22 protein-coding genes are annotated in these 25,085 nt (G+C 61.7%); 16 read left to right on the forward strand and 6 right to left on the reverse strand.

All coding sequences use genetic code 11. From position 1 onward, the window contains the following. Positions 1 to 15 precede the first annotated feature (15 nt). The gene (parC, locus tag BM017_RS17240) at positions 16 to 2,280 is read left to right on the forward strand and encodes a DNA topoisomerase IV subunit A (RefSeq protein WP_092246599.1); all 2,265 of its coding nucleotides are present in this window, start codon (positions 16 to 18) and stop codon (positions 2,278 to 2,280) included. Between the two features lie 176 nt (positions 2,281 to 2,456). After that, on the forward strand, positions 2,457 to 3,167 hold the full coding sequence (locus BM017_RS17245; protein ID WP_071491691.1) for a PqiC family protein: 711 nt from the start codon (positions 2,457 to 2,459) through the stop codon (positions 3,165 to 3,167). Between the two features lie 186 nt (positions 3,168 to 3,353). On the opposite strand, the gene BM017_RS17250 is transcribed toward BM017_RS17245, so the two are convergent. Further along, positions 3,354 to 4,841 carry an AhpA/YtjB family protein gene (locus BM017_RS17250; RefSeq protein WP_071491690.1) on the reverse strand — a complete coding sequence of 496 codons (1,488 nt, stop codon included), beginning with the start codon at positions 4,839 to 4,841 and terminating at the stop codon, positions 3,354 to 3,356. Positions 4,842 to 4,974: 133 nt separating this feature from the next. Here BM017_RS17250 and serB point away from each other — a divergent pair, with 133 nt between their 5' ends. Next, the gene (gene serB / locus BM017_RS17255; RefSeq protein WP_071491689.1) at positions 4,975 to 6,189 is read left to right on the forward strand and encodes a phosphoserine phosphatase SerB; all 1,215 of its coding nucleotides are present in this window, start codon (positions 4,975 to 4,977) and stop codon (positions 6,187 to 6,189) included. Positions 6,190 to 6,270: 81 nt separating this feature from the next. Here the strand turns inward: serB and asd are convergent, their stop codons facing one another. Genes asd through BM017_RS17270 form a run of 3 tightly spaced genes read right to left on the reverse strand, consistent with a single transcriptional unit; the run spans position 6,271 to position 9,555 of the window. Further along, positions 6,271 to 7,131 (reverse strand): archaetidylserine decarboxylase, encoded by an 861-nt coding sequence (asd, locus tag BM017_RS17260; RefSeq protein WP_092246602.1) that lies wholly within the window; start codon positions 7,129 to 7,131, stop codon positions 6,271 to 6,273. Between the two features lie 15 nt (positions 7,132 to 7,146). Further along, a complete protein-coding gene (locus BM017_RS17265; RefSeq protein WP_071491687.1) occupies positions 7,147 to 7,962 on the reverse strand; it encodes a rhodanese-like domain-containing protein in 816 nt (271 codons plus the stop codon). 57 nt (positions 7,963 to 8,019) lie between these two features. Further along, positions 8,020 to 9,555 (reverse strand): HDOD domain-containing protein, encoded by a 1,536-nt coding sequence (locus tag BM017_RS17270; RefSeq protein ID WP_092246605.1) that lies wholly within the window; start codon positions 9,553 to 9,555, stop codon positions 8,020 to 8,022. A 166-nt stretch (positions 9,556 to 9,721) separates the two neighbouring features. Here BM017_RS17270 and motA point away from each other — a divergent pair, with 166 nt between their 5' ends. Together motA and motB are read left to right on the forward strand one after the other, a co-directional pair. Then, complete coding sequence (gene motA / locus BM017_RS17275; protein ID WP_058423471.1) at positions 9,722 to 10,573, forward strand: flagellar motor stator protein MotA; 852 nt, start codon at positions 9,722 to 9,724, stop codon at positions 10,571 to 10,573. A gap of 3 nt (positions 10,574 to 10,576) precedes the next feature. After that, positions 10,577 to 11,596, forward strand: coding sequence for a flagellar motor protein MotB (gene motB, locus BM017_RS17280; protein ID WP_092246608.1), 1,020 nt, complete (start codon positions 10,577 to 10,579; stop codon positions 11,594 to 11,596). Between the two features lie 396 nt (positions 11,597 to 11,992). On the opposite strand, the gene rsgA is transcribed toward motB, so the two are convergent. After that, the gene (rsgA, locus tag BM017_RS17290; protein ID WP_071491684.1) at positions 11,993 to 13,024 is read right to left on the reverse strand and encodes a small ribosomal subunit biogenesis GTPase RsgA; all 1,032 of its coding nucleotides are present in this window, start codon (positions 13,022 to 13,024) and stop codon (positions 11,993 to 11,995) included. Between the two features lie 108 nt (positions 13,025 to 13,132). Here rsgA and orn point away from each other — a divergent pair, with 108 nt between their 5' ends. Beyond that, positions 13,133 to 13,675 (forward strand): oligoribonuclease, encoded by a 543-nt coding sequence (orn, locus tag BM017_RS17295; RefSeq protein ID WP_010213620.1) that lies wholly within the window; start codon positions 13,133 to 13,135, stop codon positions 13,673 to 13,675. Between the two features lie 179 nt (positions 13,676 to 13,854). Then, positions 13,855 to 14,469 (forward strand): trimeric intracellular cation channel family protein, encoded by a 615-nt coding sequence (locus BM017_RS17300; RefSeq protein ID WP_058423469.1) that lies wholly within the window; start codon positions 13,855 to 13,857, stop codon positions 14,467 to 14,469. Here BM017_RS17300 and queG read toward each other — a convergent pair. Then, positions 14,466 to 15,530, reverse strand: coding sequence for a tRNA epoxyqueuosine(34) reductase QueG (queG, locus tag BM017_RS17305; RefSeq protein ID WP_092246613.1), 1,065 nt, complete (start codon positions 15,528 to 15,530; stop codon positions 14,466 to 14,468). The two genes, BM017_RS17300 and queG, sit on opposite strands and share 4 nt — an antisense overlap. Positions 15,531 to 15,593: 63 nt before the next feature. Between queG and BM017_RS17310 the strand changes: the two genes are divergently transcribed. The 9 genes from BM017_RS17310 to hflC all read left to right on the forward strand — a co-directional run bounded on the left by BM017_RS17310 (position 15,594) and on the right by hflC (position 25,043). Next, entirely contained in the window at positions 15,594 to 16,454 is an 861-nt protein-coding gene (locus BM017_RS17310; RefSeq protein WP_092246616.1) for an NAD(P)H-hydrate dehydratase, read from the forward strand. Then, positions 16,442 to 16,912 carry a tRNA (adenosine(37)-N6)-threonylcarbamoyltransferase complex ATPase subunit type 1 TsaE gene (tsaE, locus tag BM017_RS17315; RefSeq protein WP_071491680.1) on the forward strand — a complete coding sequence of 157 codons (471 nt, stop codon included), beginning with the start codon at positions 16,442 to 16,444 and terminating at the stop codon, positions 16,910 to 16,912. The genes BM017_RS17310 and tsaE overlap by 13 nt, the downstream gene beginning before the upstream one ends. A gap of 15 nt (positions 16,913 to 16,927) precedes the next feature. Further along, positions 16,928 to 18,349: an N-acetylmuramoyl-L-alanine amidase gene (locus BM017_RS17320; RefSeq protein ID WP_025857370.1), complete on the forward strand. Its 1,422-nt coding sequence runs from the start codon at positions 16,928 to 16,930 to the stop codon at positions 18,347 to 18,349. Next, positions 18,349 to 20,265, forward strand: a complete 1,917-nt coding sequence (mutL, locus tag BM017_RS17325) for a DNA mismatch repair endonuclease MutL (RefSeq protein ID WP_092246619.1) — start codon at positions 18,349 to 18,351, stop codon at positions 20,263 to 20,265. The genes BM017_RS17320 and mutL overlap by 1 nt, the downstream gene beginning before the upstream one ends. Beyond that, entirely contained in the window at positions 20,265 to 21,236 is a 972-nt protein-coding gene (gene miaA / locus BM017_RS17330; protein ID WP_071491678.1) for a tRNA (adenosine(37)-N6)-dimethylallyltransferase MiaA, read from the forward strand. The genes mutL and miaA overlap by 1 nt, the downstream gene beginning before the upstream one ends. Positions 21,237 to 21,330: 94 nt before the next feature. After that, entirely contained in the window at positions 21,331 to 21,591 is a 261-nt protein-coding gene (gene hfq, locus BM017_RS17335; protein WP_058423463.1) for an RNA chaperone Hfq, read from the forward strand. A 12-nt stretch (positions 21,592 to 21,603) separates the two neighbouring features. Next, positions 21,604 to 22,905, forward strand: a complete 1,302-nt coding sequence (gene hflX, locus BM017_RS17340) for a ribosome rescue GTPase HflX (RefSeq protein ID WP_071491677.1) — start codon at positions 21,604 to 21,606, stop codon at positions 22,903 to 22,905. A gap of 96 nt (positions 22,906 to 23,001) precedes the next feature. After that, a complete protein-coding gene (hflK, locus tag BM017_RS17345; protein ID WP_028615515.1) occupies positions 23,002 to 24,177 on the forward strand; it encodes an FtsH protease activity modulator HflK in 1,176 nt (391 codons plus the stop codon). Then, positions 24,177 to 25,043 carry a protease modulator HflC gene (gene hflC / locus BM017_RS17350; protein WP_025857365.1) on the forward strand — a complete coding sequence of 289 codons (867 nt, stop codon included), beginning with the start codon at positions 24,177 to 24,179 and terminating at the stop codon, positions 25,041 to 25,043. The genes hflK and hflC overlap by 1 nt, the downstream gene beginning before the upstream one ends. Positions 25,044 to 25,085 lie beyond the last annotated feature (42 nt).

The raw sequence follows: 25,085 nt of genomic DNA on the forward strand, positions 1-25,085 counted from the left end.
CATGATGAGGCCCGCATGAGTGACATCCTCGCAGACAGCTTAGACGGCGTAGAACGCCGGTCGCTGGCTGACTTCACCGAAAATGCCTACCTCAACTACTCCATGTACGTGATCATGGACCGTGCCTTGCCGCATATCGGCGACGGCCTGAAGCCCGTACAACGGCGCATCATCTACGCCATGAGTGAGTTGGGCCTGGACGCTGATTCCAAGCACAAGAAATCGGCGCGTACCGTCGGTGACGTACTCGGTAAGTTCCATCCCCACGGCGACTCGGCGTGCTACGAAGCCATGGTGCTGATGGCCCAACCGTTCAGCTATCGCTACACGCTGGTGGACGGCCAGGGTAACTGGGGTGCGCCGGATGATCCCAAGTCCTTCGCTGCCATGCGATACACCGAAGCGCGCCTGTCGCGTTACTCGGAAGTCTTGCTGAGCGAACTGGGGCAGGGCACCGCCGACTGGGGGCCCAACTTCGACGGCACGCTCGACGAGCCACTGGTGTTACCGGCACGTTTGCCGAATATCCTGCTCAATGGCACCACCGGTATTGCGGTGGGTATGGCCACTGACGTACCGCCGCACAACCTGCGTGAGGTCGCCACGGCCTGCGTGCGTTTGCTGGATGAGCCCAAAGCCACGGTTGAACAGCTCTGCGAGCACATCCAGGGCCCGGACTATCCGACCGAAGCGGAAATCATCACACCGCGCGCCGACCTGCTGAAAATGTACGAAACCGGCAAGGGCTCGGTGCGCATGCGCGCCGTGTACCACATCGAGGATGGCGACATTATCGTCACCGCGCTGCCGCATCAGGTGTCGGGCGCCAAGGTGCTGGAGCAGATCGCCGCGCTGATGCAGGCCAAACCGTCGAAACTGCCGCAGGTGGCCGACCTGCGTGACGAGTCCGACCACGAGAACCCATGCCGCATCGTGATCATCCCGACCAACAGCCGGGTCGACCACGAAGTGTTGATGCAGCATCTGTTTGCCAGCACGGACCTGGAGTCCAGCTACCGGGTCAACGTCAACATCATCGGCCTGGACGGCAAGCCGCAGTTGAAGAACCTGCGCAACCTGCTGGTGGAGTGGCTGGAGTTCCGGGTGCAGACCGTGCGTCGCCGCCTGCAATTCCGCCTCGACAAGGTCGAGCGCCGCCTGCACCTGTTGGACGGCTTGCTGATTGCCTACCTCAACCTGGATGAAGTGATCCATATCATCCGTACCGCCGAGCACCCGAAAGCCGAGCTGATCGCGCGGTTTGAGCTGAGCGAGATCCAGGCTGACTACATCCTCGATACCCGCTTGCGTCAATTGGCGCGACTGGAAGAGATGAAGCTGCGCGACGAACAGGACGCGCTGCTCAAGGAGCAAGCCAAGCTGCAAGCCCTGCTGGGCAGTGAGGCCAAGCTGAAGAAACTGGTGCGCAGCGAGCTGATCAAAGACGCCGAAACCTACGGTGACGAGCGTCGTTCGCCAATTGTGCAGCGTGCCGAGGCGAAAGCCCTGACGGAAACCGAGCTGCTGCCAAACGAGAAAATTACTGTCGTTCTGTCGGAAAAGGGTTGGGTTCGATCCGCCAAGGGGCATGATATTGACGCCACTGGTCTGTCCTACAAGGCCGGTGACGGGTTCAAGACCGCTGCGGCCGGGCGTTCCAACCAGTTTGCGGTGTTTATCGATTCCACCGGGCGCAGTTATTCGGTGCCGGCTCACACCTTGCCATCTGCACGGGGACAGGGCGAGCCGTTGACCGGGCGTCTGACGCCGCCGCCAGGGGCGAATTTCGAATGTGTGCTGCTGCCGGACGACGATGCGCTGTATGTGATCGCGTCCGACGCGGGTTACGGTTTCGTGGTCAAGGGTGAAGACCTGCAGGCCAAGAACAAGGCGGGCAAGGCGTTGCTGAGCTTGCCGAACAACGCCAAGGTGATCCTGCCGCGGCCGGTGGATGATCGTGAGAGCAACTGGCTGGCGTCGGTGACCACCGAAGGGCGTTTGCTGGTGTTCAAGATCAGCGACCTGCCGCAGTTGGGCAAAGGTAAAGGCAACAAGATCATCGGTATTCCCGGCGAGCGGGTGGCCAGTCGCGAAGAGTACGTGACCGACATCGCGGTGATCCCGGAAGGCGCGACCCTGGTGCTCCAGGCCGGCAAGCGTACGCTGTCGCTACGCCCTGACGACCTTGAACATTACAAGGGCGAACGTGGTCGGCGTGGTAACAAACTGCCTCGAGGCTTCCAGCGAGTGGATGCCTTGCTGGTAGAAGCGCCGGTTTAACGCGTTTTAGAGCTCTCGATCTACGATTTAACGCGTAGATCGATGCTTTGGCGCTGGAGTCATGGCGCATATTCACGGATGATATGGCCTTTCCAGCGCCGGCGTGGCCGAGCGTGTTTAGGTTATTTTTAGTATTACATTGTGGTTCGCCTTGTGGCAGCCACCTGGATGGGATGATGACTGCTCCACGCCTTCCTTTTATTTTCATGCTCGCTGGCCTTTTGGGGCTGGCGGGCTGCAGCACACACCAACCGGTGTCGCTGTACCAGCTGGACAGCGGAAGCCCGGCTCAACCTGCACAGTCCGCCGGCATGGCCGTCCTGCTCGGCCCGGTGGTCGTAGCCGACTACCTGCAACGCGAAACCCTCCTGCAACGTCAGAACGATGGAAGCCTGCAAGGTTCCACCGATGGCCGTTGGGCGGGGAGTTTGTCCTCTGATATCAATCAGTTGATGTTGCGCCAGGTGGCGGGTCAGTTGGACAGCCAGCGGGTGGTCCTGGCACCAGGGCCCTCCGGGTTCACGCCTGATGTACAGGTGTTGCTGACCATTACCCGGCTTGACTCCGGCACGTCGCAACCGGCCATCCTCGATGCGCAATGGCGCTTGATCGACCGTCGTGGGCAGGTGCGTGATAACCGTATTGTGCACTTGCAGGAACAGCACACCGGTTCCACTGCGTCCCAGGTCCAGGCCCAGGGCGTGTTGTTGCAGCATTTGGCGCAGCAGTTGTCGGTGGCACTCAAGCCATTGGCCAACCAACCGCCGATTGCCGAAGCGCCGCGCAAGCAAAGCGCGCCGGCGCAGGCCAGGCCGGCAGAGCCGCAGAAGCCGAAGATGCCGATGGCTACGCCGATCCGTACGGATATGGAAGTGTTCAGGTTCTGACCTGAATCGCGCACAAACAAAAGGCCCGCTGATTAAGCGGGCCTTTTTGTTTGTGCGCAATTTGAGCCAGGCTGCGGACCCAATGTGGGAGGGGGCTTGCCCCCGATAGCGGTAGTTCAGTTAATGATGTGTTAACTGATACTCGGCTATCGGGGGCAAGCCCCCTCCCACATGAGTCCTACCGTTTTATTTGGCGCGGGTCTCATGCATCCGCGCCAACTGCCGCTCCAGCATCGACGGATACGGCTCCATCAATCGCTCCACACAACTGGCCCCCTCGGGGCTGGCAATCGGGCGGATACGCGCGCGTTGGCGGATCAGCGTGTCTTCACTGATCTTGCGCTCCACCAGCAGCAGGTTGCGGCTGTGTTGGGACAGGGCCAGGGCGTCCTGGGCGATTTCGGTGAGCAGCAGGTCGATCTGGCTTATGCCGAACAGATCGTCGCCCACTGTCAGGCCAAGCTGCAGTTGCAGGGTAATGCCGCTGTCCGCCACTTCGATCTGCAATTCATGACCCAGGGCACGCAGCAACTCGCCGCAGCAGATGGCGTTGGTCAGGTAGTCTTCACCGCTGTCTTCACTGTGGAACAGCATCAGCGTGCTGCCATCGTTCAGGGTGTGCAATTCGCTCTGGTACAGCGAAGCGGCCTGGTCGAGGCAGTCACGGTAGCGTTCCAGCAACTCGGTCAGGCGTGCGCGTGGCAGGCGACGGAGTTGATCCTGTGCTCCCAGTTGCACCGCCAGAACGGCGCTGTACTGGGGTTCCGCACTCTTTACCGGAGCCGGTTTGGCGGCGACGGCCGGGGCGCTGGCCGAGGTGTCGCGCAGATCGGCGAACGGGTCTTCGTCGTCCAGCTCGTCCTCTTCGGCTTTGAACGCCTGGCGAGTGGCAGGTTTGAGGCCTGCGACCGGGGCGTCTTCCACTTCAAACTCAGGCTCATCGTCGAACTCAGGCTCGGGCTCAATCTCGCGCACCACCGGTTCCGGGGCGAAACTGGCGTGCAGCTGGCGAGCGAGGTCGCCTATTTCGTCCTGGCGATCAGTGGCCGGAGTATGTTCGTCGATGTCCCGCAGCCAGATGCGCAGTTGCATCAAGGGCGTAGAGATATGCCGTCCCAGGCGCAGGCTCAGGGCCAGGGCCAGGGCCAGCAGGATCGCGCTGAGAATGCCCATGCTTTGCAGGCTGATGGTCATCGGCTGCTGGAATTGCTGCATGTCGAGGCTGATGCGCAGTTGGCCGGCCTTCACATCCTGAAACGTAATATTGCTCGAATACAGGCCTTCGGCTTCACCCAGCAGGCCGTTTTTCGGGCGTTGCCCGGCTTCGGCCATGATCCGGTTGTCCACGCTGTAGATGGCGGCGTGGGCCACCAGCGGGTTCTTGGTCAGGTTGTTGAGCAGTACGTTGAGGCTGAGGATGTCGTTGGACACCAGCAACTCAGTCGCCGAGGTGGCGGTCTGGGTCGTCAGGCTCTCGCCCAGGGCGTCGGCTTGTTCGTGCATGGCCTGCTTGAACTGCAATCCCATCACGCAGGCGTAGATCACCAGGGCCAGGGCGACCAGGATCACGTTATGGCTGGCGATGCGTAATGCGATCGGTACACGGCGGTGGCGCAGTGCCCGGAAGATCAGCAGGAAGAAGTTATCGGTTTTTACTGGCGTGGGCCGGTTCACTTGCGCTCGGCTCTTGGTCCGTGAAGTTGACGCGCAGTATAGCGACAGCCCCATGACCGGCAAAGCGCTGGCTGTGCCCGATGGTCACTGAAAGTGGGTAGAATGCGGTTTTTTTCCAGCCTGGGGGTGCGCCTTGCGCGAAATTGTCCTGATTAACATCACTGGGGAAGACCGCCCGGGTCTGACCGCAGCCATTACCGGCGTTCTGGCCCAGGGTGGTGTGAACATTCTCGACATCGGCCAGGCGGTGATCCACGACACCCTGTCGTTCGGCATCCTGGTCGAGATTCCGAGCACCGAGCAGGCGTCTTCGGTGCTCAAGGACATCCTGTTTACGGCCTACAAGCTGGACCAACAGGTGCGTTTCACCCCGGTGTCCGAAGAGGATTACCGGCAATGGGTTGCCGGCCAGGGCAAGAAACGCCACATCGTGACGCTGCTGACCCGCAAGGTCACCGCCGAGCAACTACAGCGCGTCAGCTCCATCACCGCGCAATATGGCCTGAATATCGACCATATCGACCGTTTGTCGGGTCGTATGCCATTGGACACGCCGGCCGACAAGGGCAAGGGCTGCATCGAGTTCTCCGTGCGCGGTGAACCGGCCGACCCGCAGGCCCTGCGTGCCGAGTTCCTCAGCGTGGCCCAGGAGCTGAACGTCGATATCGCCTTCCAGGAAGACTCGCTGTTCCGCCGCAACCGCCGCTTGGCAGTGTTCGACATGGACTCGACGCTGATAGAGGCTGAGGTCATCGACGAGCTGGCCAAGGCCGCGGGTGTTGGCGAGCAGGTGTCGCAAATCACCGAGCGCGCCATGGCCGGTGAACTCGACTTCCGCGCCAGCTTCAAGGAGCGCCTGGCGCTGCTCAAGGGCCTGGACGTGAGCGTGCTGGACTCCATCGGCGCTTCCCTGCGCCTGACCGAGGGCGCCGAAACCCTGTTCGCCGAACTCAAGCGCCTGGGCTACAAGACCGCCATTCTGTCCGGCGGCTTCACCTACTTCGCCAAGCAATTGCAGGCCAGGCTGGGTATCGACTATGTGTTCGCCAACGAGCTGGAAGTGGTGGATGGCAAGGTGACCGGCGTGGCGGTGGAGCCGATTGTCGACGCACAGCGCAAAGCGGATCTGCTCAAGGAATTGGCTCACAAGGAAGGGTTGCGTCTGGAGCAGACCATTGCAGTCGGCGACGGGGCGAATGACTTGCCGATGCTGGCGATTGCCGGGTTGGGTGTGGCGTTCCGGGCCAAGCCGTTGGTAAAGCAATCGGCCAAGCAGGCGATTTCGACGCTGGGGCTGGACGGTGTGTTGTACCTGCTGGGCTTTCGCGATCGCGACGGTCAGCTGTAACTCGATCTCACAGTAGGAATACAGTTAAAAATGTGGGAGGGGGCAAGCCCCCTCCCACATTTGCTCTGTACTGAATTCAAATCAGGCTTTTGGCAGTGCAATACCCTCGCCCATCTGCACTGGCGTACCCGCCGCCAATTCTTCAGCCCACTTCACCTGGTCCGGCCCGAACAGCACAATCGCCGTCGATCCCAGCTTGAAGCGCCCCAGCTCGGCACCTTTTTCCAGGTGGATCGGCGCACGTGCAGCTTCGTCGTAGCGGAAGGTTTTCAGCTCGCGCTTTGGCGGTGTCACCAAGCCGGCCCATACGGTTTCAATCGACGCCACAATCATCGCGCCCACCAATACCACGGCCATCGGGCCGCGTTCGGTGTCGAAGATGCAGGCAACGCGCTCGTTACGTGCGAACAACTCGGGTACGTTTTCAGCGGTGGTCTGGTTGACCGAAAAGATGCGTCCAGGAATGTAGACCATCTCGCGCAGCGTGCCGGCCAACGGCATGTGCACGCGGTGGTAGTCCTTCGGCGAGAGGTAGATGGTAGCGAAGTCGCCGCCCATGAACGGTGCAGCTACGGCCGCATCGCCACCCAGCAGTTCCAGCACGCTGAAGCTGTGGCCCTTGGCCTGGAATACGCGGCCATGTTCGATCGGGCCCAGTTGGCTGACCGCGCCATCGGCAGGGCTCAGCACCGCGCCTGGGGTTTGATCCAGCGGGCGGGCGCCGTCTTTCAGGGCGCGGGTGAAGAAGGCGTTGAAGTGCTCGTAGGCGCTCAGGTCTTCAACCAGGGCCTGGGACATGTCCACTTGATAGCGCTTGGCAAACCAGGCGGTGAAGGCATTCTTGAACCAGCGCACGCGGCACTCGGCGATACAACCTGCCAGGCGCGACAGCAAGTGGTGCGGCAGCAAGTACTGGCTGAGGATAAACAACTGCTTTTTCATAACTGTCCTTAAACCTTAAATCTCGACGGGGGTGTCGGGGTGGTTGCCCCATTCGCCCCAGGAACCGGCATAACCTTTGACTCGCGGATAACCGAGCGCCTTGGCCACCAGGTAGGTGAAGCCAGAGCGGTGGTGAGTCTGGCAGTGAGTGATGATTTCTTTATCTTTGGTCAATCCGAGGTCTTCGAGAATCTGCGGCATGTCACGACGGATACGCAGGTTGCGTGCCTTGTCCATGCCGGCGGTCCATTCGAAGTTGACCGCGCCGGGGATATGCCCGCCTTTGGCAGCGAGGACCTTCTCGCCGGAGTATTCCAGCGGCCCGCGAGCATCCCAGATGCCCAGGTCGGCAGCACCCAGGCGGCTTTGCAGGTATTCACGCGTGGCGGTGGGGCCTTCGTGCAGCGTGAGGCTGACCGGGCCACCGACAGGCGCGGGCACGTCGGTGGAGACCGGGTGGTGTTCTTCCAGCCAGGCCAGCAGGCCGCCATCCAGGTAGTGGTATTTCTGGTGGCCGATCACGTCGAGCATCCAGATAAAACGCCCGGCCCAGCCGCCGCCTTCGTCGTCATAGACCACGTAGGTTGCATCCGGGGTGTGGCCCAGTTCGCCGAACAGTTTTTCCAGGTCCGCCTTGCTGGGCAGCAGGCCGGGCGCCGGCGGCTGGCCCAGTTGGGTGCGCTTGGGGTCAACGAAATGCGCGCCGGGGATATGCCCTTCGGCGTAGCGGGCAGCGCTGGTGAGGTCCACCAGAATCAGGTGTTCGGCACCGAGGCGACCAATCAGGTCGCTGGATTCGATCACCAGCGGCAAGCCAGAGAAGTCAGGCATGTGAGGTCTCCTGGGCACAAATGTTGGCGATAAAAGAGGGCGATTGTAGCGCAAGCATCAGGCGCTGCGGTTGGTAAAGCAGTGCAGGGCTTTTTCGATGCATTGGGCGGTTTTGCCGAAGGCCTGCACGGTGGTTTCCGAGAACGGCCCCCCACCCTGGTCGGCCACCATCAGCATCACCACCTTGCCATTACAGCTCAGGGAACGCAGCAGCAGGTGTTCGCCGGTGAACAGGCGGCGCAGGATCGGCGGCAGCAAGGCTGAGAACTGGGCATGGTTTTCGGGGTTGAGGCGCACCTGGGCGGACTTTTCCAGCAGGCGTTGCAGCAAGGTGCTGTTGACCACGTCCAGGCTCAGGTTGGCGGCGTCCTTGGGCAGGCCATCGACCTGGTGCACGCGCAAGGTGCTCATGGCGCGATCGGCCATCAACAGCATGACCCGTTGCATGCCGCTGGCGACCAAGGCCTCCTTGGCGCAGGTGGTCAGGTGCATCGCGTTGGCAAAGCGGCTCGGTTCCACCAAGAGTTCAGTGCAGCGCTTGCGCCACACGGCCAGGGCCTCGGCGGTGGGCGGTGGCGCCGGCAGCAGGCCGCGATGGATCTTCGCCACGTGCCACGGCCAGATCAGCGATAGCGCCGGGTGCCAGAGGTCGGGCATCAGGGTGGTACGGGCACTGGTGACGGCTTGTTGGTGGACCAGTTGCTGCACCTCACCCAACGGTTGTTGCAGGTACAGCGCTGTGAGCAACTGCCAGCGTTCGGTGTGCGGGCAGGTCCAGGATTCCTGGGCCGACATCGCCAGGCCGTTGGCCAGCAACACGGTATTGGCCGGCTGGTTCAGCCAGCGCCGCAGATTGGGTTCAGCGTCGAGCAATTGCTGGTGGCGCAGCGGGTCGTCTTCACGAGCGATATGCAGGGCCTTGACCAGCAGGCGCTGCTCGCTCATCAGCAACTTATAGCCCTGGGACACCCAGATCGGCAGGTGCCAGGCTTCGGTCATGCCGACGCAAAGGTCCAGCAGGCGTACGCCGAACAATTCCTGCTCGACCGTGCGGGCTGATTGGCCCTTGTGGATAACCCGCAGCTCCCACTCCTCCAGAAGCTTGGGGTAGGCCACCGCCATCGGCCACAGTGGCGACAGGAACAACAGGCTGCCCCAGTGGATGTCTTGCCACAGCCGCGCCAGGCGACTGCCGAACAAACCGTTGGCCTGCTGCGACGCGTGCTGGCTGACCAGCAACAGTTGGCGCAACGCCACGGGGATCTCGTTGGCCGGCACCGAGGGCAGGCGTGCCAGCAGTTCTTCGGCGCGCTTGAGGCCCAGGCGGTTGAGCGCCACTTCCAGGTTTTCCGCCGGTTCCGCCAGGCTGCCATGGGTGTGGCTGTTGGCCTCGCGCATCACGCTGAGCACCAGGGCCGGGCTGCTTTGCATCAGTTCGGCAATATCCCGCAATGAACTGCGGTTATCGCGGATGCCTTTGCACACACGGTCGTGACTGGCCTGGGGAACGGGCAGCAGCACTTCGTCCAGGCGCTTGATCCAAGCGGCGATAGAGTTGGGTTTTGCAGTTGGGACTGTCGTTTCATTAGCCATGATTGGGGCGCGATCATCACTTGCGGTCTACACGCCCGGAGCGGGCCGAACTGGCTTTTCGCCTTAACGGGCTATAGTCTGGCGCAGTTTTGCCGATAAGTAGAACAAGAGTTTTCTGCTACACCCAATATGTCCATGAACCCGACGGCGCAAGTACTCATCTCCTATGGCTAAAATTATCGGCATCATCGTCGTCTTCGCAAGCGTGCTCGGCGGGTACGTCCTGTCCCACGGTAAAATCGCTGCGCTGATCCAGCCTTTCGAGGTGATGATCATCGGCGGTGCGGCGCTGGGTGCATTCCTGCAGGCCAACCCCGGCTACATGACCATGCACGTGATCAAGAAGTCGCTGGGCATGTTCGGTTCACGCTTTACCCATACCTTCTACCTGGAGGTGTTGGGCCTGGTCTACGAGATCCTCAACAAGAGCCGTCGCGAAGGCATGATGGCCATCGAGGCCGATATCGAAGACGCTGCCGCCAGCCCGATTTTCGCCAAGTACCCGGCCGTGCTCAAGGACGAGCGCATGACCGCCTACATCTGTGACTACCTGCGCATCATGTCCTCCGGCAACATGGCCCCCCATGAGCTGGAAGGCCTGTTCGACATGGAGTTGTTCAGCCTTAAAGAAGAGCTGGAGCACCCCTCCCACGCTGTGACCGGCATCGCCGATGGTATGCCGGGTTTCGGTATCGTCGCGGCGGTACTCGGTATCGTGGTGACCATGGCGTCCCTGGGTGAGGGCGACCAGGCCGCTATCGGCATGCACGTGGGTGCAGCGCTGGTCGGTACCTTCTTCGGTATTCTGGCGGCCTATGGCTTCTTCGGCCCGCTGGCGACTTCCCTGGCCCATGACGCCAAGGAAGAAGTGAACCTGTACGAATCGATCAAGGCCAGCCTGGTTGCTTCCGCTTCCGGCATGCCGCCGTCGCTGGCGGTGGAGTTCGGTCGTAAAGTGCTGTACCCCAAGCATCGCCCAAGCTTCGCCGAGCTGGAACAAGCGGTTCGCGGTCGCTAAGCCATGGAGAACAACCAGCCGATAATCATCAAGCGCGTCAAGCGCTTCGCTGCGGGGCACCATGGTGGCGCCTGGAAAATCGCCTTCGCCGACTTTGCGACGGCGATGATGGCGTTCTTCCTGGTGCTGTGGCTGATGTCCACCGCCACGCCCGAACAGAAGATCGCCATTGCCGGTTACTTCAAGGACCCGATTGGCTTTTCGGAAAGCGGCACGCCCTTTGTGATCGACCTGGGCGGTTCGCCGCAGTTGGCGCCTGAGCGCACCATCAACCCCGAAGTCAAGACTGAAGCGCCTCAGGAAAAAATCCCGATCGAGCGCGATACTGTCGAGTCGATGGCCGAACAGGTCGAGCAGGAGCGCCTTGAGCTGTTGCTGCAGGAGCTGCAGAACAAGGTCGAGGAAAACCCGCAACTGCTGAAGTTCAAGGACCAGATCTCCTTCGAAATCACGCCTGAAGGCCTGCGCATCCAGATCACCGACGCCGCCAACCGGCCGATGTTCGACTCCGGCAGCGCGCGTTTGAAGCCGTACTTCGAAGACATCCTGCTGGCCATGGCCGATACCATCAAAGCGGTACCCAACAAGATCAGCATCAGCGGCCACACCGACGCCAAGCCTTACGCGGGCCAGGGGGATTTCGGCAACTGGGAACTCTCGGCCAACCGCGCCAACGCCGCACGCCGTGCGCTGGTGGCCGGCAGCTATCCGGATGCGCAGGTGGCGCGGGTGGTGGGTTTTGCTTCGTCGCAGCTGTTTGATCATCAAGACCCGTTCAACCCGGTCAACCGCCGGATCGACATCGTGGTGCTGACCAAAAAGGCCCAGCGTGCGATTGAAGGTGACCAGCCGCCAGCGCCGCAACCTACTCCGGGGACCGGCGCTCCGGGTGAAGTACCGGCCGACCCGAACGCCATTCCGCCAGGGCAGGAGCCGTTGCCGGCGCATGAGTTGCGCCAGAAGCTGAACCTGTTTGATGACGGTGGGGTGAAGGATCCTACGGTGCCCAAGACGGGTTCTTAAGCTGCCGAAGCTGCTTCACTCATGAAAACGCCCCGATACTGATCGGGGCGTTTTCTTTTGCAGTCATAGCGGGAGGTAGGCTTTGACGCCTTTGATCACGCCTCGCATGTCATCGGTGCACAGGCGCGGTACGAAGTACTCCCGCCCTGTGGCTCGCGTCTTTCTATGGAGCTTGCTTCGCCCCTTCTGCGCCGCTGGATCAACCCCGAAGAGGATCCAGACTCCTGCCAGCTTGCGCTGGTGACGGAGCAATTATGCGCATCAGGAATTCCGAATTCAGGCTGGCTCGTGTCGGTGGGCCGTCCAGTTGTCCTGAATTCTTGATGCCAGACCCCGTTAAATCAATGGACCAGGCCATGCTGTGCCGTGCTTTATGTGTATCAAGGCATGGCGGTTTTAGTAACTGCTCTCCGGCAAGCTCGCAATAATCGACCGATAGCTGTTCATCCGCTGCTGCTGCACGCGCCCATCCTCCAGCGCCTTGAGCAACGCACAGCCCGGTTCGCGGTCGTGTTTGCAGTCGCGGAAGCGGCAGGTGCCGATCAGGTCGTTGAACTCGATGAAGCCCGCTTCCACATCACTGCGGCTGACGTGGCCGAGGCCGAATTCGCGGATGCCGGGGGAGTCGATCAGTTCGCCACCGCCGGGGAAGTGGAATAACCGCGCGGTGGTGGTGGTGTGGGTGCCCTGGCCGGACAGTTCCGACAGCGGACCTACGCGGGTGTCGACTTCCGGCAGCAGGCTGTTGACCAGCGAGGACTTACCCACGCCGGACTGGCCCACAAACACGCTGATGCGCCCGTCCAGCTGCTGTTGCAGCTGTTCCATGCCATTACCGTGATGCGCCGAAACCTCCAGCACCGGGTAACCCAGGGTGCGATAGACCGCCAGCAGGGCGTTGAGTGCCGGGGCATTCTGCTCGTCGATCAGGTCGAATTTGTTCAGCAGCAACAGCGGGCGGATGCCGGCGTGTTCGGCCGCCACCAGGTAGCGGTCGATCAGGTTGGCATGGGGCTCGGGCAGCGGCGCGAACACGATCACGATCATGTCGACGTTGGCCGCCACCGGCTTGAGCTGGCCGCGGCTATCGGGGCGGCGCAGTTCGGTGGTGCGCGGCAGTTGGGCGACGATTACGCCGATACCCTGGTTGCCAGCACGCCACACAACCCGGTCACCAGTGACCAGCGCCGGCAGGTTGGCGCGCAAGTGGCAGCGGAACACCTGGCCGGCGAGTTCGCCTTCGAGCGCCTCGACTTCGACCTGCACGCCGAAGTGCGCGATCACCAGGCCTGTTTGTTCAGGGCCGAGGTCGCCGCCCTCGAGCGCTTCCACGGCGGAGGATTCACGTTTGGCGGCGCGCGCGGCGCGTTCGCCCTGAATCTTTTCGATGCGCCAGTTTTGGCGACGGTTGAGCTGGCGTTTGGCCATTGGTGTTCCGTGTCGATAATGCAAAGGTTGGGTAAAACGGTCGCGAGTCTAGCACGGCCCCGCCTGCTAAACTGCGCAGCTACGCCAAGGTGCCAAGAGAATCAACCCATGCAAAACCCACAGAACCTGATTTGGATCGATCTGGAAATGACCGGTCTGAACCCCGACACCGACGTCATCATCGAGATGGCGACCATTGTCACCGACAGCAACCTCAACACCTTGGCCGAAGGTCCGGTGATCGCCATCCACCACAGCGATGCCGTACTCGCCACCATGGACGAGTGGAACACCCGCACCCACGGTAACTCCGGCCTGACCCAGCGCGTGCGTGACAGCCGCATCAGCATGGCCGAAGCCGAAGCCGAAACCATCGCCTTCCTGGAAAAATGGGTGCCCAAGGGCAAGTCGCCGATCTGCGGCAACAGCATCTGCCAGGATCGCCGCTTCCTTTATACGCATATGAAAGCGCTGGAAAGCTACTTCCACTACCGCAACCTGGATGTGTCCACGCTTAAAGAGCTGGCGGCGCGCTGGGCGCCGGAAGTGAAGGACAGCTTCCATAAAGGCAGCACGCACCTGGCGCTGGATGATATTCGCGAGTCGATTGCCGAGTTGCAGCACTACCGCAAGCATTTCATCAAGGCTTGAATTCCTTCAAGGGTGAGCCGGTTTTTTGTGGCGAGCGGGCTTGTCCCGCGTTGGGCTGCGAAGCAGCCCTAATACTGCCAACACACCTCTCCAAACAGATATCATTGCCGGCTTTGGGGCTGCTGCGCAGCCCAACGCGGGGCTAGCCCGCTCGCCACAGTTTTGCGAGGATCGCCCTCATGCTGCTGATGCTCTACCTCATCGCCATCACTGCCGAAGCCATGACCGGTGCGCTGTCGGCTGGGCGGCGGGGCATGGACTGGTTTGGCGTCGTGCTGATCGCCTGCGTGACGGCACTGGGTGGTGGTTCGGTGCGCGATGTGTTGCTGGGGCATTACCCGCTGACTTGGGTCAAGCACCCGGAATACCTGGTGCTGACCTCCGTCGCCGCGCTGGTGACGATCTTTATCGCCCCGCTGATGCGCCGCCTGCGTTCGTTGTTCCTGGCATTGGACGCCCTGGGCCTGGTGGCCTTCACCCTGATCGGTTGCATGACCGCCCTGGAAATGGGCCATGGCATGCTGGTGGCCTCGGTCAGCGGCGTGATCACCGGGGTTTTCGGTGGCATCCTGCGGGATATCTTCTGCAACGATATCCCGCTGATCTTCCGCCGTGAGCTGTACGCCAGCGTGTCGTTCCTGGCCGCCTGGTTCTACATGCTGTGCCTGTATCTGGAATTGCCCAGTGAGCAATCGATCCTGCTGACGCTGTTCAGCGGCTTTCTACTGCGCTTGCTGGCGATCCGTTTCCACTGGGAAATGCCCAAGTTCGTCTACAACGACGACGTGCACTAGCGGTTGGCGTGCTGGTTCAGCGCCCATTCCACATGTTCGCGCACCAGTTCGGAGGGATATTCGCGCCGCGCCTTCAAGGCTTCCAGCACCGGAATGCTCGACGGTGCGTTGCCCAGGCCTACCGCCAGGTTGCGCAACCAACGCTCATAGCCGGCGCGGCGCAGGGGTGAACCTTCGGTGCTGCTGAGGAATTTATCCTCATCCCACATAAACAACTCGGCCAGTTCGGCGTTATCCAGGTTGTGGCGTGGCTTGAAGTCGCCTTCGGCCGTGGCGCGGGCGAAACGATTCCACGGGCAAACGATCTGACAGTCATCACAACCGAACACGCGGTTGCCGATCAACGGGCGCAGGTCTTCGGGGATTGCGTTCTTGAGCTCGATGGTCAGGTAGGAAATGCAGCGCCGGGCGTCCAGCACGTAGGGGCCGACAAAGGCATTGGTGGGGCAGATGTCCAGGCAGGCGGTGCAGCGCCCGCAATGTTCAGTGCTATGAGGTGCGTCGATCGGCAGTGGCAGGTCGACAAACAGCTCGCTGAGGAAGAAGTAGCTGCCGGCCTTGCGATTGAGCACCAGGGTGTTCTTGCCGATCCAGCCCAGCCCGGCTTTTTCGGCGATGGCTTTCTCAAGCACGGGTGCGCTGTCGACGAAGGCACGGAAGCCGAAGGGGCCGATTTGCGCCTGGATACGGTCGGCCAGTTGCTGCACGCGCTTGCGGATCAGCTTGTGGTAGTCGCGGCCCAGGGCGTAGCGCGAGATATAGGCTTTTTCCGGCTTGGCCAGCAGTTGCGCCATCTGTGTGTCGCCGGGCAGGTAATCCATGCGCAGCGACACCACGCGCAAGGTGCCGGGCACCAGCTCATCCGGATGGGAGCGTTTGCTGCCATGGGCGCCCATGTAGTCCATCTCGCCGTGGTAACCCGCGTCGAGCCAGCGTTGCAGGTGCTGTTCATGCTCGGCCAGGTCCAGGCCGCTGATGCCGACTTGCTGAAAGCCCAGCTCGCGGCCCCAGTCTTTGATCGATTGGGCGAGGGCAGGCAGATCGGTGGTGATGGCAGGCATGAGACAAGGGAAACCGCAGGTTAGATAGGTATAATTCTGCCAGACATCGGAGCTTGAAGACGCATGCCGCAGACAAAACACGCAATAACCGACGTACAACCGCTGCTGCACGGCCATTTGCCGCAACTCGCTGCGCGTTCCCCGGACGCCCATAAAGGCCGGTTCGGCCACCTGCTGGTCATCGGTGGTGACCACGGCTTTGGCGGCGCAGCGCTGCTGAGTGCCGAAAGCGCCTTGCGCAGCGGCGCGGGCATGGTGTCCCTGGCTACTCGCCTGGAGCATGTGCCCGCGGCCCTGGCGCGACTGCCGGAAGTCATGACCGTCGGCGTCGCCTCGGCCAACCAACTGATGGGCCTGCTGGAAAAGATCTCGGTCATTGTGATCGGGCCTGGGCTCGGTGACGCGTCTTGGGGCAGAAGCCTGCTTTCGGTCGCCGCCAACGCCAGCCAGCCGCAGGTGTGGGACGCCGACGCCTTGAATCAACTCGCCACCGGCAGCGTCAGCTTGCCGGCCAACTGCGTGATCACACCGCATCCCGGGGAGGCGGCGCGGTTGTTGGGTCTGTCGACAGCCGAGGTTCAGGCCGATCGCCTTAAGGTGGCGCGCGCGTTGAGCCAGAAATTCAACGCAGTGGCTATTCTCAAGGGCGCAGGCAGTTTGATTGCCAGCCCGGACGGGCGTGTTTCACGCTGTGACCAAGGCCACCCGGCGATGGCCACGGCAGGGCTGGGCGACGTGTTGGCCGGTCTGGTGGGTGCACTGCTGGCCCAGGGCATGCCAGCCTATGAGGCAAGCTGCCTGGCCGTGTGGTTGCACGCAACGGCGGGAGATCGCCAGGGCACGTTCGGTCGCGGGTTGGCCGCCAGTGACCTGATCCCTGCCATTCGTCAATTGCTGGAGGAGCAGTCACCGTGTCTGAAGTAATTCTTTTCCTGGTCGATGAAGAGGCCATGGTTGCCTTCGGCCAGCGCATCGCCCAGGTCACGGCGGGAGCGGGGCTGATCTTTCTGGAAGGCGACCTGGGGGCGGGCAAGACCACGCTGTCCCGGGGGATCATTCGCGGGTTGGGCCACACGGGGGCGGTAAAAAGCCCGACGTTCACCCTGGTAGAGCCCTACGAAATCGGCGACGTGCGAGCGTTCCATTTCGACCTCTATCGCCTGGTCGATCCCGAAGAACTGGAATACATGGGTATCCGGGATTACTTCGACGAAGATGCGCTGTGCCTGATCGAGTGGCCAGATAAAGGCACAGGCTTTTTGCCAAAGCCCGACCTGACCATTACCATTACGCCGCATGAGCATGGACGTCAGTTGAAGTTGTTGCCCCAGAGCGTGCGCGGCCAGTCGTGGTGCGCGGCTTTGGCATTGGAATTCAAATAATTGGTGGGGTTAGGTATGCGCTTTCGCGCGTTGGTTGCTGTCGTGGGGGTGTTGCTTGCGGCAATGACTGTCAATGCTCTGGCTGCTTCACAGGTGAAGAGTGTTCGCCTGTGGCGAGCGCCGGATAACACGCGACTGGTGTTCGACCTGTCTGGCCCGGTCCAGCACAGCGTCTTTACCCTGACGGCGCCTGATCGCCTGGTGATCGACATCAACGGCGCGACCCTGGCCGCGCCGTTGAAAGTCTCCACCGCCAACACCCCGATTACCGCCATGCGTTCGGCCCAGCGTACGCCGACCGATTTGCGCGTGGTCATCGACCTGAAAAAGGTCGTGACCCCCAAAAGCTTCTCTCTGGCGCCCAACGCCCAGTACGGCAACCGGCTGGTGGTCGATCTGTTCGACAACGCCGCCGATGCCGCGCCGCCGCCTGCGCCGACCCCAAGCGTGGCAACGGTGCCGGCGGTGCCGGTGAACCCGTCGCAACCGCAGGTCAAGCTGCCACCGCCGCCACCGGCCCCGGCCGGCAAGCGTGACATTATCGTGGTGATTGACGCCGGTCACGGGGGGGAAGACCCGGGTGCTTCCGGCTCACGCGGCCAGCATGAGAAAGACGTGGTACTCGCCATCGCCCGCGAACTGCAGCGCCAGGTCAATGGCATGAAGGGCTACCGCGCCGAGCTGACGCGTACCGGCGACTACTTCATTCCGCTGCGCGGCCGTACCGAAATCGCCCGCAAGAAAGGCGCCGACCTGTTTGTGTCGATCCACGCCGACGCCGCGCCTTCGGCCGCCGCGTTTGGCGCCTCGGTGTTTGCCCTGTCGGATCGAGGTGCTACGTCCGAGACCGCCCGTTGGCTGGCCGACAGTGAAAACCGTTCCGACCTGATCGGCGGCGCCGGCAACGTGTCCCTCGATGACAAGGACAAAATGCTCGCCGGCGTGCTGCTGGACCTGTCGATGACCGCTTCGCTGACGTCCAGCTTGAACGTGGGCCAGAAGGTCCTGAGCAACATCGGCCGGGTCACCTCGCTGCACAAGCAGCGTGTGGAACAGGCCGGGTTCATGGTGCTGAAATCGCCGGATATCCCCTCGATCCTGGTGGAAACCGGGTTTATCTCCAACTCCAACGAAGCCTCGAAGCTGGCAAGCGCCAGTCACCAGCAGGCGCTGGCGCGTTCGATCAGTGCCGGTATCCGCCAGTTCTTCCAGCAGAACCCGCCGCCGGGCACCTACATCGCTTGGCTGCGTGACTCGGGGAAAATCGCCCAGGGCCCGCGTGACCATCGCGTGCAGCCGGGCGACACCCTGGCCATGCTGGCGGTGCGTTTCCAGGTATCGGCCGCGACCTTGCGCAGCGCCAACAACCTGAAAACCGATGAATTGAAAGTCGGCCAGGTGTTGACTATCCCCGGCACTGAATTGGCGGCACAGTAATGAGCGAATCACTCCTGAACAGCGGATCGCGCATTGAGCTGCTGAGCCCGCGCCTTGCCAACCAGATTGCGGCAGGCGAGGTGGTCGAGCGCCCCGCATCGGTGATCAAGGAGCTGCTGGAAAACAGCATCGACTCTGGCGCCAGGCGCATCGACGTCGATGTGGAGCAGGGCGGCGTCAAGCTGTTGCGCGTGCGTGACGATGGCAGCGGCATTTCCGCCGATGACCTGCCGCTGGCTCTGGCGCGTCACGCCACCAGCAAGATTCGCGACCTGGAAGACCTTGAGCGGGTGATGAGCCTGGGCTTTCGCGGCGAGGCCCTGGCGTCCATCAGTTCCGTGGCGCGCCTGACCCTGACCTCCCGCACCCGCGGCGCCGAACAAGCCTGGCAAGTGGAAACCGAAGGCCGCGACATGGCACCTCGGGTGCAGCCGGCGGCGCATCCGGTCGGCACCTCGGTGGAAGTGCGCGACCTGTTCTTCAACACCCCGGCGCGACGCAAATTCCTCAAGGCCGAGAAAACCGAATTCGATCACCTGCAGGAAGTCATCAAGCGCTTGGCCCTGGCCCGCTTCGACGTGGCTTTCCACCTGCGCCATAACGGCAAGACCATCCTCAGCCTGCATGAAGCCAACGATGACGCTGCGCGTGCGCGCCGGGTGTCGGCGATTTGCGGCGCGGGTTTCCTGGAGCAGGCGCTGCCGATTGAAATCGAGCGCAATGGCTTGCGGTTGTGGGGCTGGGTCGGGTTGCCGACGTTCTCCCGCAGCCAGGCGGACTTGCAGTATTTCTTCGTGAACGGCCGAGCGGTGCGCGACAAGCTGGTGGCCCATGCGGTGCGCCAGGCGTATCGCGACGTGCTGTTCAACGGGCGTCACCCGACGTTTGTGCTGTTCTTTGAGGTCGACCCGTCGGTGGTGGACGTCAACGTGCACCCCACCAAGCACGAAGTGCGCTTCCGTGATGGACGCATGGTGCATGACTTCCTCTATGGCACCTTGCACCGCACCCTGGGGGATGTGCGTCCGGATGATCAGTTGTCCGCACCGATTGTGACGGCAGTGGTCCGGCCGAGTGGCCCGCAAGCTGGTGAGTTCGGCCCTCAAGGCGAAATGAGCCTGGCGGCAAACCTGCTGCAATCGCCACAGCAGCAACCTTCGTATACCGCGCCGAATGCCGGCTCCGGCTCGGGTTATCAGTACCAATACACCCCGCGCCCGCAATCGGCGGTGCCGGTGGCCGAAGCCCAGGCTGCGTATCGCGAGTTTTTTGCACCGCTGCCGGGGGCTGAGCCGGGGGCGCCGGTCGCCTTGCCGGAGGGCGGTGGTGATATTCCGCCGCTGGGTTACGCGTTGGCGCAGCTCAAGGGCATCTACATCCTGGCGGAGAACGCCCACGGCCTGGTGCTGGTGGACATGCACGCCGCCCACGAGCGGATCATGTACGAACGCCTCAAGATTGCCATGGCCAGCGAAGGCCTCAGTGGGCAGCCGCTGCTGGTGCCGGAATCCCTGGCAGTCAGCCAGCGTGAGGCCGACTGCGCCGAAGAGCACCACAGCGTGTTCCAGAAACTGGGCTTTGAATTGCAACGCCTTGGCCCGGAAACCCTGGCCATCCGCCAGATTCCCGCGCTGCTCAAGCAGGCCGAGGCTAACCGGCTGGTGGCTGACGTGCTGGCTGACCTGATGGAGTACGGCACCAGTGACCGCATCCAGGCGCACATCAACGAGCTGCTCGGCACCATGGCCTGCCACGGCGCCATCCGCGCCAACCGCCGCCTGGCCCTGCCGGAAATGAACGGCTTGCTGCGCGACATGGAAAACACCGAGCGCAGCGGGCAATGCAACCATGGCCGACCGACCTGGACCCAGATGGGCCTGGACGATCTGGACAAACTATTCCTGCGCGGCCGTTGATGAGTGCCTTGCCCCCCGCGATCTTCCTGATGGGCCCCACGGCCGCCGGCAAGACCGACCTGGCCATCGAGCTGACCAAGGTGTTGCCGTGCGAGCTGATCAGTGTCGACTCTGCCCTGGTTTACCGGGACATGGACATCGGCACCGCCAAGCCTTCGAAAGAGCTTCTGGCCCAGTATCCGCACCGGTTGATCGACATCATCGACCCGTCCGAGAGCTATTCGGCTGCAGATTTTCGTACCGATGCACTCGCCGCCATGGCCGACATCACCGCACGGGGCAATATCCCGCTGCTGGTGGGGGGGACGATGCTCTACTACAAGGCTTTGCAGGAAGGCCTGGCGGATATGCCCCCGGCCGACGCCCAGGTGCGCGCCGAGCTCGAAGAAGAAGCGGCACGCCTTGGCTGGCAAGCCCTGCACGACCAGTTGGCGGCAGTCGACCCGGTCTCCGCCGCACGCATTCACCCCAATGACCCCCAGCGCCTCACCCGCGCCCTGGAAGTCTGGCGTGTGAGCGGGCAGACCATGACTGAACACCGGCGCAAACAAAGTGCGCAAAGTGCTGACGCAGGCGCTTCGGGACAGTCACAATTGCCCTATACTGTGGCGAATCTGGCCATCGCTCCGGCAAATCGCCAGGTGCTGCATGAACGAATTGCACAAAGATTCACAATTATGTTGGAACAGGGGTTTGTGGACGAGGTCGTAGCTCTGCGTTCCAGAGGTGACCTGCATCCAGGGTTGCCTTCGATACGTGCCGTAGGCTACCGCCAAGTCTGGGATCATCTGGATGGCAAGCTGACGTCAGCCGAAATGCAGGAACGCGGCATCATTGCCACGCGCCAATTGGCGAAACGCCAGTTCACCTGGTTGCGCAGCTGGAGCGATTTGCACTGGCTGGACAGCCTGGACAGCGACAATCTGTCACGCGCCTTGAAATACTTGGGAACGGTCTCCATATTGAGCTGAGTCCTTGCAATTGCCGTCTATCCTTGGGGGTGTGACGGCCATAAGCTATCTATTTTCCGATTTTTTATTATTGATCCTTAAAGGAGTGCGGCACATGTCAAAAGGGCATTCGCTACAAGACCCTTACTTGAATACTTTACGTAAAGAGAAAGTGGGGGTTTCCATCTATCTGGTCAACGGTATCAAGCTGCAAGGTACGATCGAGTCGTTCGACCAGTTCGTGATCCTGCTGAAAAACACCGTCAGCCAGATGGTCTACAAGCACGCTATCTCGACAGTCGTTCCAGTTCGTCCAATCCGTCTGCCTAGCGCAGCGGGTGATGAACAGGGTGACGTTGAGGCAGGTAACGCCTGATAGGAGTCTCCTTTGTTCTTTGAGCGCCACGGTGGTGGTGAGCGAGTGATCCTCGTTCACTTGGATGGACAGGACCCTGAGGCGCGCGAAGATCCGCAGGAGTTTCAGGAGTTGGCAAATTCGGCCGGCGCCGAGACCGTTGCGTTTTTTAACGTGCCGCGTCATCGGCCAACCGCCAAATTCCTGATTGGCAGCGGCAAGGTCGAGGAACTGCGCGACCTGGTCCACGCCGAAGAAGCCGATCTGGTGATCTTCAACCACATCCTCACGCCCAGTCAGGAACGTAACCTCGAACGTGTCTTCGAGTGTCGCGTGATCGACCGTACCGGTCTGATTCTCGATATTTTCGCCCAGCGCGCCCGTACCCATGAAGGCAAGCTCCAGGTCGAACTGGCCCAGCTTGACCACATGAGCACCCGGCTGGTCCGCGGCTGGACTCACCTTGAGCGCCAGGGTGGCGGTATCGGTATGCGCGGCCCGGGTGAAACCCAGCTCGAAACCGACCGACGCCTGCTGCGGGTTCGCCTGCGCCAGATCAAGGGTCGCCTCGAGAAGGTGCGCAGCCAGCGCGAGCAATCGCGGCGTGGCCGTTCCCGTGCGGATATCCCGACCGTGTCCCTGGTGGGTTACACCAACGCCGGCAAATCCACACTGTTCAACAACGTGACGAAGTCGGACGTGTACGCGGCCGACCAACTGTTCGCCACCCTCGACCCGACCCTGCGCCGTCTGGATCTTGACGACCTGGGGCCGATTGTCCTGGCCGATACCGTGGGTTTCATTCGTCACTTACCGCACAAGCTGGTCGAGGCATTTCGGTCTACGCTCGAAGAGTCGAGCAATTCCGACTTACTGTTGCACGTGATCGATGCGGCGGAACCGGATCGCATGTTGCAGATTGAACAGGTGATGCTGGTGCTGGGCGAGATTGGCGCCCAGGACTTGCCGATCCTCGAGGTCTATAACAAACTCGATTTGCTTGAGGGCGTTGAGCCACAAATCCAGCGCGATGAGAACGGCAAGCCCCAGCGGGTCTGGCTGTCGGCGCGTGATGGCAGCGGTCTCGAGTTGCTTGAACAAGCCATTGCCGAGTTGCTCGGCAGCGATTTGTTCGTTGGCACCTTGCGCTTGCCCCAGCGTTTTGCTCGACTGCGTGCACAGTTTTTCGAGTTGGGCGCGGTACAGAAAGAAGAACACGACGAAGAGGGTGTCAGCTTGCTGGCCGTTCGATTGCCGCGCTCGGAGCTGAATCGGCTGGTCAGCCGTGAAGGCGTGGTACCGACAGAGTTCATCGAACAACACACTTTGCAATAAAAGCCTCCTAAAGCGGTTGTGCCGCAGTGGCAGGCATTCTGTAGCATTGGTCGGCGCGCCGTGGGTGCGTCTTTGCTTTATCAGATGGAGAGCGCTATGGCTTGGAATGAGCCGGGTGGCAACTCGAATAATCAGGATCCCTGGGGTGGTAAACGCCGCAATAATGGCGACCGCAAGGGGCCACCAGATCTCGACGAGGCCTTCCGAAAGCTGCAGGAAAGCCTGAATGGGTTGTTCGGTGGTGGGAAAAAACGTGGTGGTGACGACGGCGGTCGCACAAGCAAGGGCGGTGGCTATGGCTTGCTGGGCCTGGGTCTTGTCGTGCTGGCGGCCGTTTGGCTGTACAGCGCCGTTTACGTGGTGGACGAGCAGGAGCAGGCCGTGGTGCTGCGCTTCGGCAAGTACTACGAAACCGTCGGTCCGGGCCTGAACATCTATTTCCCGCCGATCGACAAGAAGTACATGGAGAACGTCACGCGTGAGCGTGCCTACACCAAGCAGGGCCAGATGCTGACCGAAGACGAGAACATCGTCGAAGTGCCGCTGACCGTGCAGTACAAGATCAGCAACCTGCAGGACTTCGTGCTGAACGTTGACCAGCCGGAAATCAGCCTGCAACACGCCACCGAAAGTGCCCTGCGCCACGTCGTCGGTTCGACCGCGATGGACCAGGTGCTGACCGAAGGGCGTGAATTGATGGCCAGCGAGATCAAGGAGCGCCTGCAACGGTTCCTCGACACCTACCGCACCGGTATCACCGTCACCCAGGTGAACGTACAGAGCGCAGCCGCACCGCGTGAAGTACAGGAAGCCTTCGACGACGTGATCCGCGCCCGTGAAGACGAGCAGCGTTCGCGCAACCAGGCTGAAACCTACGCCAACGGCGTCGTGCCGGAAGCCCGTGGTCAGGCCCAGCGCATCCTCGAGGATGCCAACGGTTACCGCGACGAAGTGGTCTCCCGTGCCAAGGGTGAGGCGGATCGCTTTACCAAGCTGGTTGCCGAGTACCGCAAGGCGCCGGAAGTCACGCGTGAGCGTCTGTACCTGGACACCATGCAGGAAGTCTTCAGCAACACCAGCAAGGTTCTCGTGACCGGCAGCAAGGGTGGGCAGAACAACCTGCTGTACCTGCCGCTGGACAAGATGATCGAAGGTGGTCGTAGCAGCACCAGCGCACCGTCCACCGGTTCCAATGCCGCTGCCAACGAAGCGAGCGCCCGTGCGGCCGCCGACTTGCTGCAACAGCAAACACGTACCAGGGAGAGTCGTTGATGAGCAATAAATCGCTGACCGCCCTGATTGTGGGTGTCGTCGTGGTCATCGCTGCCTGGAACTGCTTCTACATCGTGGCTCAGACCGAGCGTGCGGTGCTGCTGCAATTCGGTCGCGTGGTCCAGGCGGATGTCCAGCCGGGCCTGCATGTGAAAGTCCCCTACGTCAACCAGGTGCGCAAGTTCGACGCCCGCCTGATGACCCTGGATGCACCGACACAGCGCTTCCTGACCCTGGAAAAGAAAGCCGTGATGGTTGACGCCTACGCCAAGTGGCGCGTCAAGGATGCCGAGCGCTTCTACACCGCGACCTCCGGCCTCAAGCAGATTGCCGACGAGCGCTTGTCGCGTCGTCTGGAATCGGGCCTGCGTGACCAGTTTGGTAAGCGCACCCTGCACGAGGTGGTATCCGGTGAGCGTGACGCGCTAATGGCTGACATCACCCGTTCGCTGAACACCATGGCGGAAAAAGAGCTGGGCATCGAAGTGGTCGATGTCCGGGTCAAGGCTATCGACCTGCCGAAGGAAGTGAACCGCAGCGTGTTCGAGCGCATGAGCACCGAGCGTGAACGTGAAGCCCGTGAGCACCGCGCCAAGGGTAACGAGTTGGCCGAGGGTATCCGTGCGGATGCCGACCGTCAGCGTCGTGTACTGCTGGCTGAAGCCTATCGCGAGTCTGAAGAGGCCCGTGGTGATGGCGACGCTCAAGCCGCGGCGATCTACGCCAAGGCCTACGGTCAGGATCAGGAGTTCTACGCGTTCTACCGTAGCCTGCGTGCCTACCGTGAAAGCTTCGCGAACAAAACCGACGTCATGGTGCTGGACCCAAGTAGCGATTTCTTCCGCTACCTGGAAAAGGCCAAGTAATCAGCTCGTCACTGTGTAGGAAGCACTCCGTCGGGCGGCTAA

This window comes from Pseudomonas sp. NFPP04, assembly GCF_900113815.1.
Classification (GTDB): domain Bacteria; phylum Pseudomonadota; class Gammaproteobacteria; order Pseudomonadales; family Pseudomonadaceae; genus Aquipseudomonas; species Aquipseudomonas extremorientalis.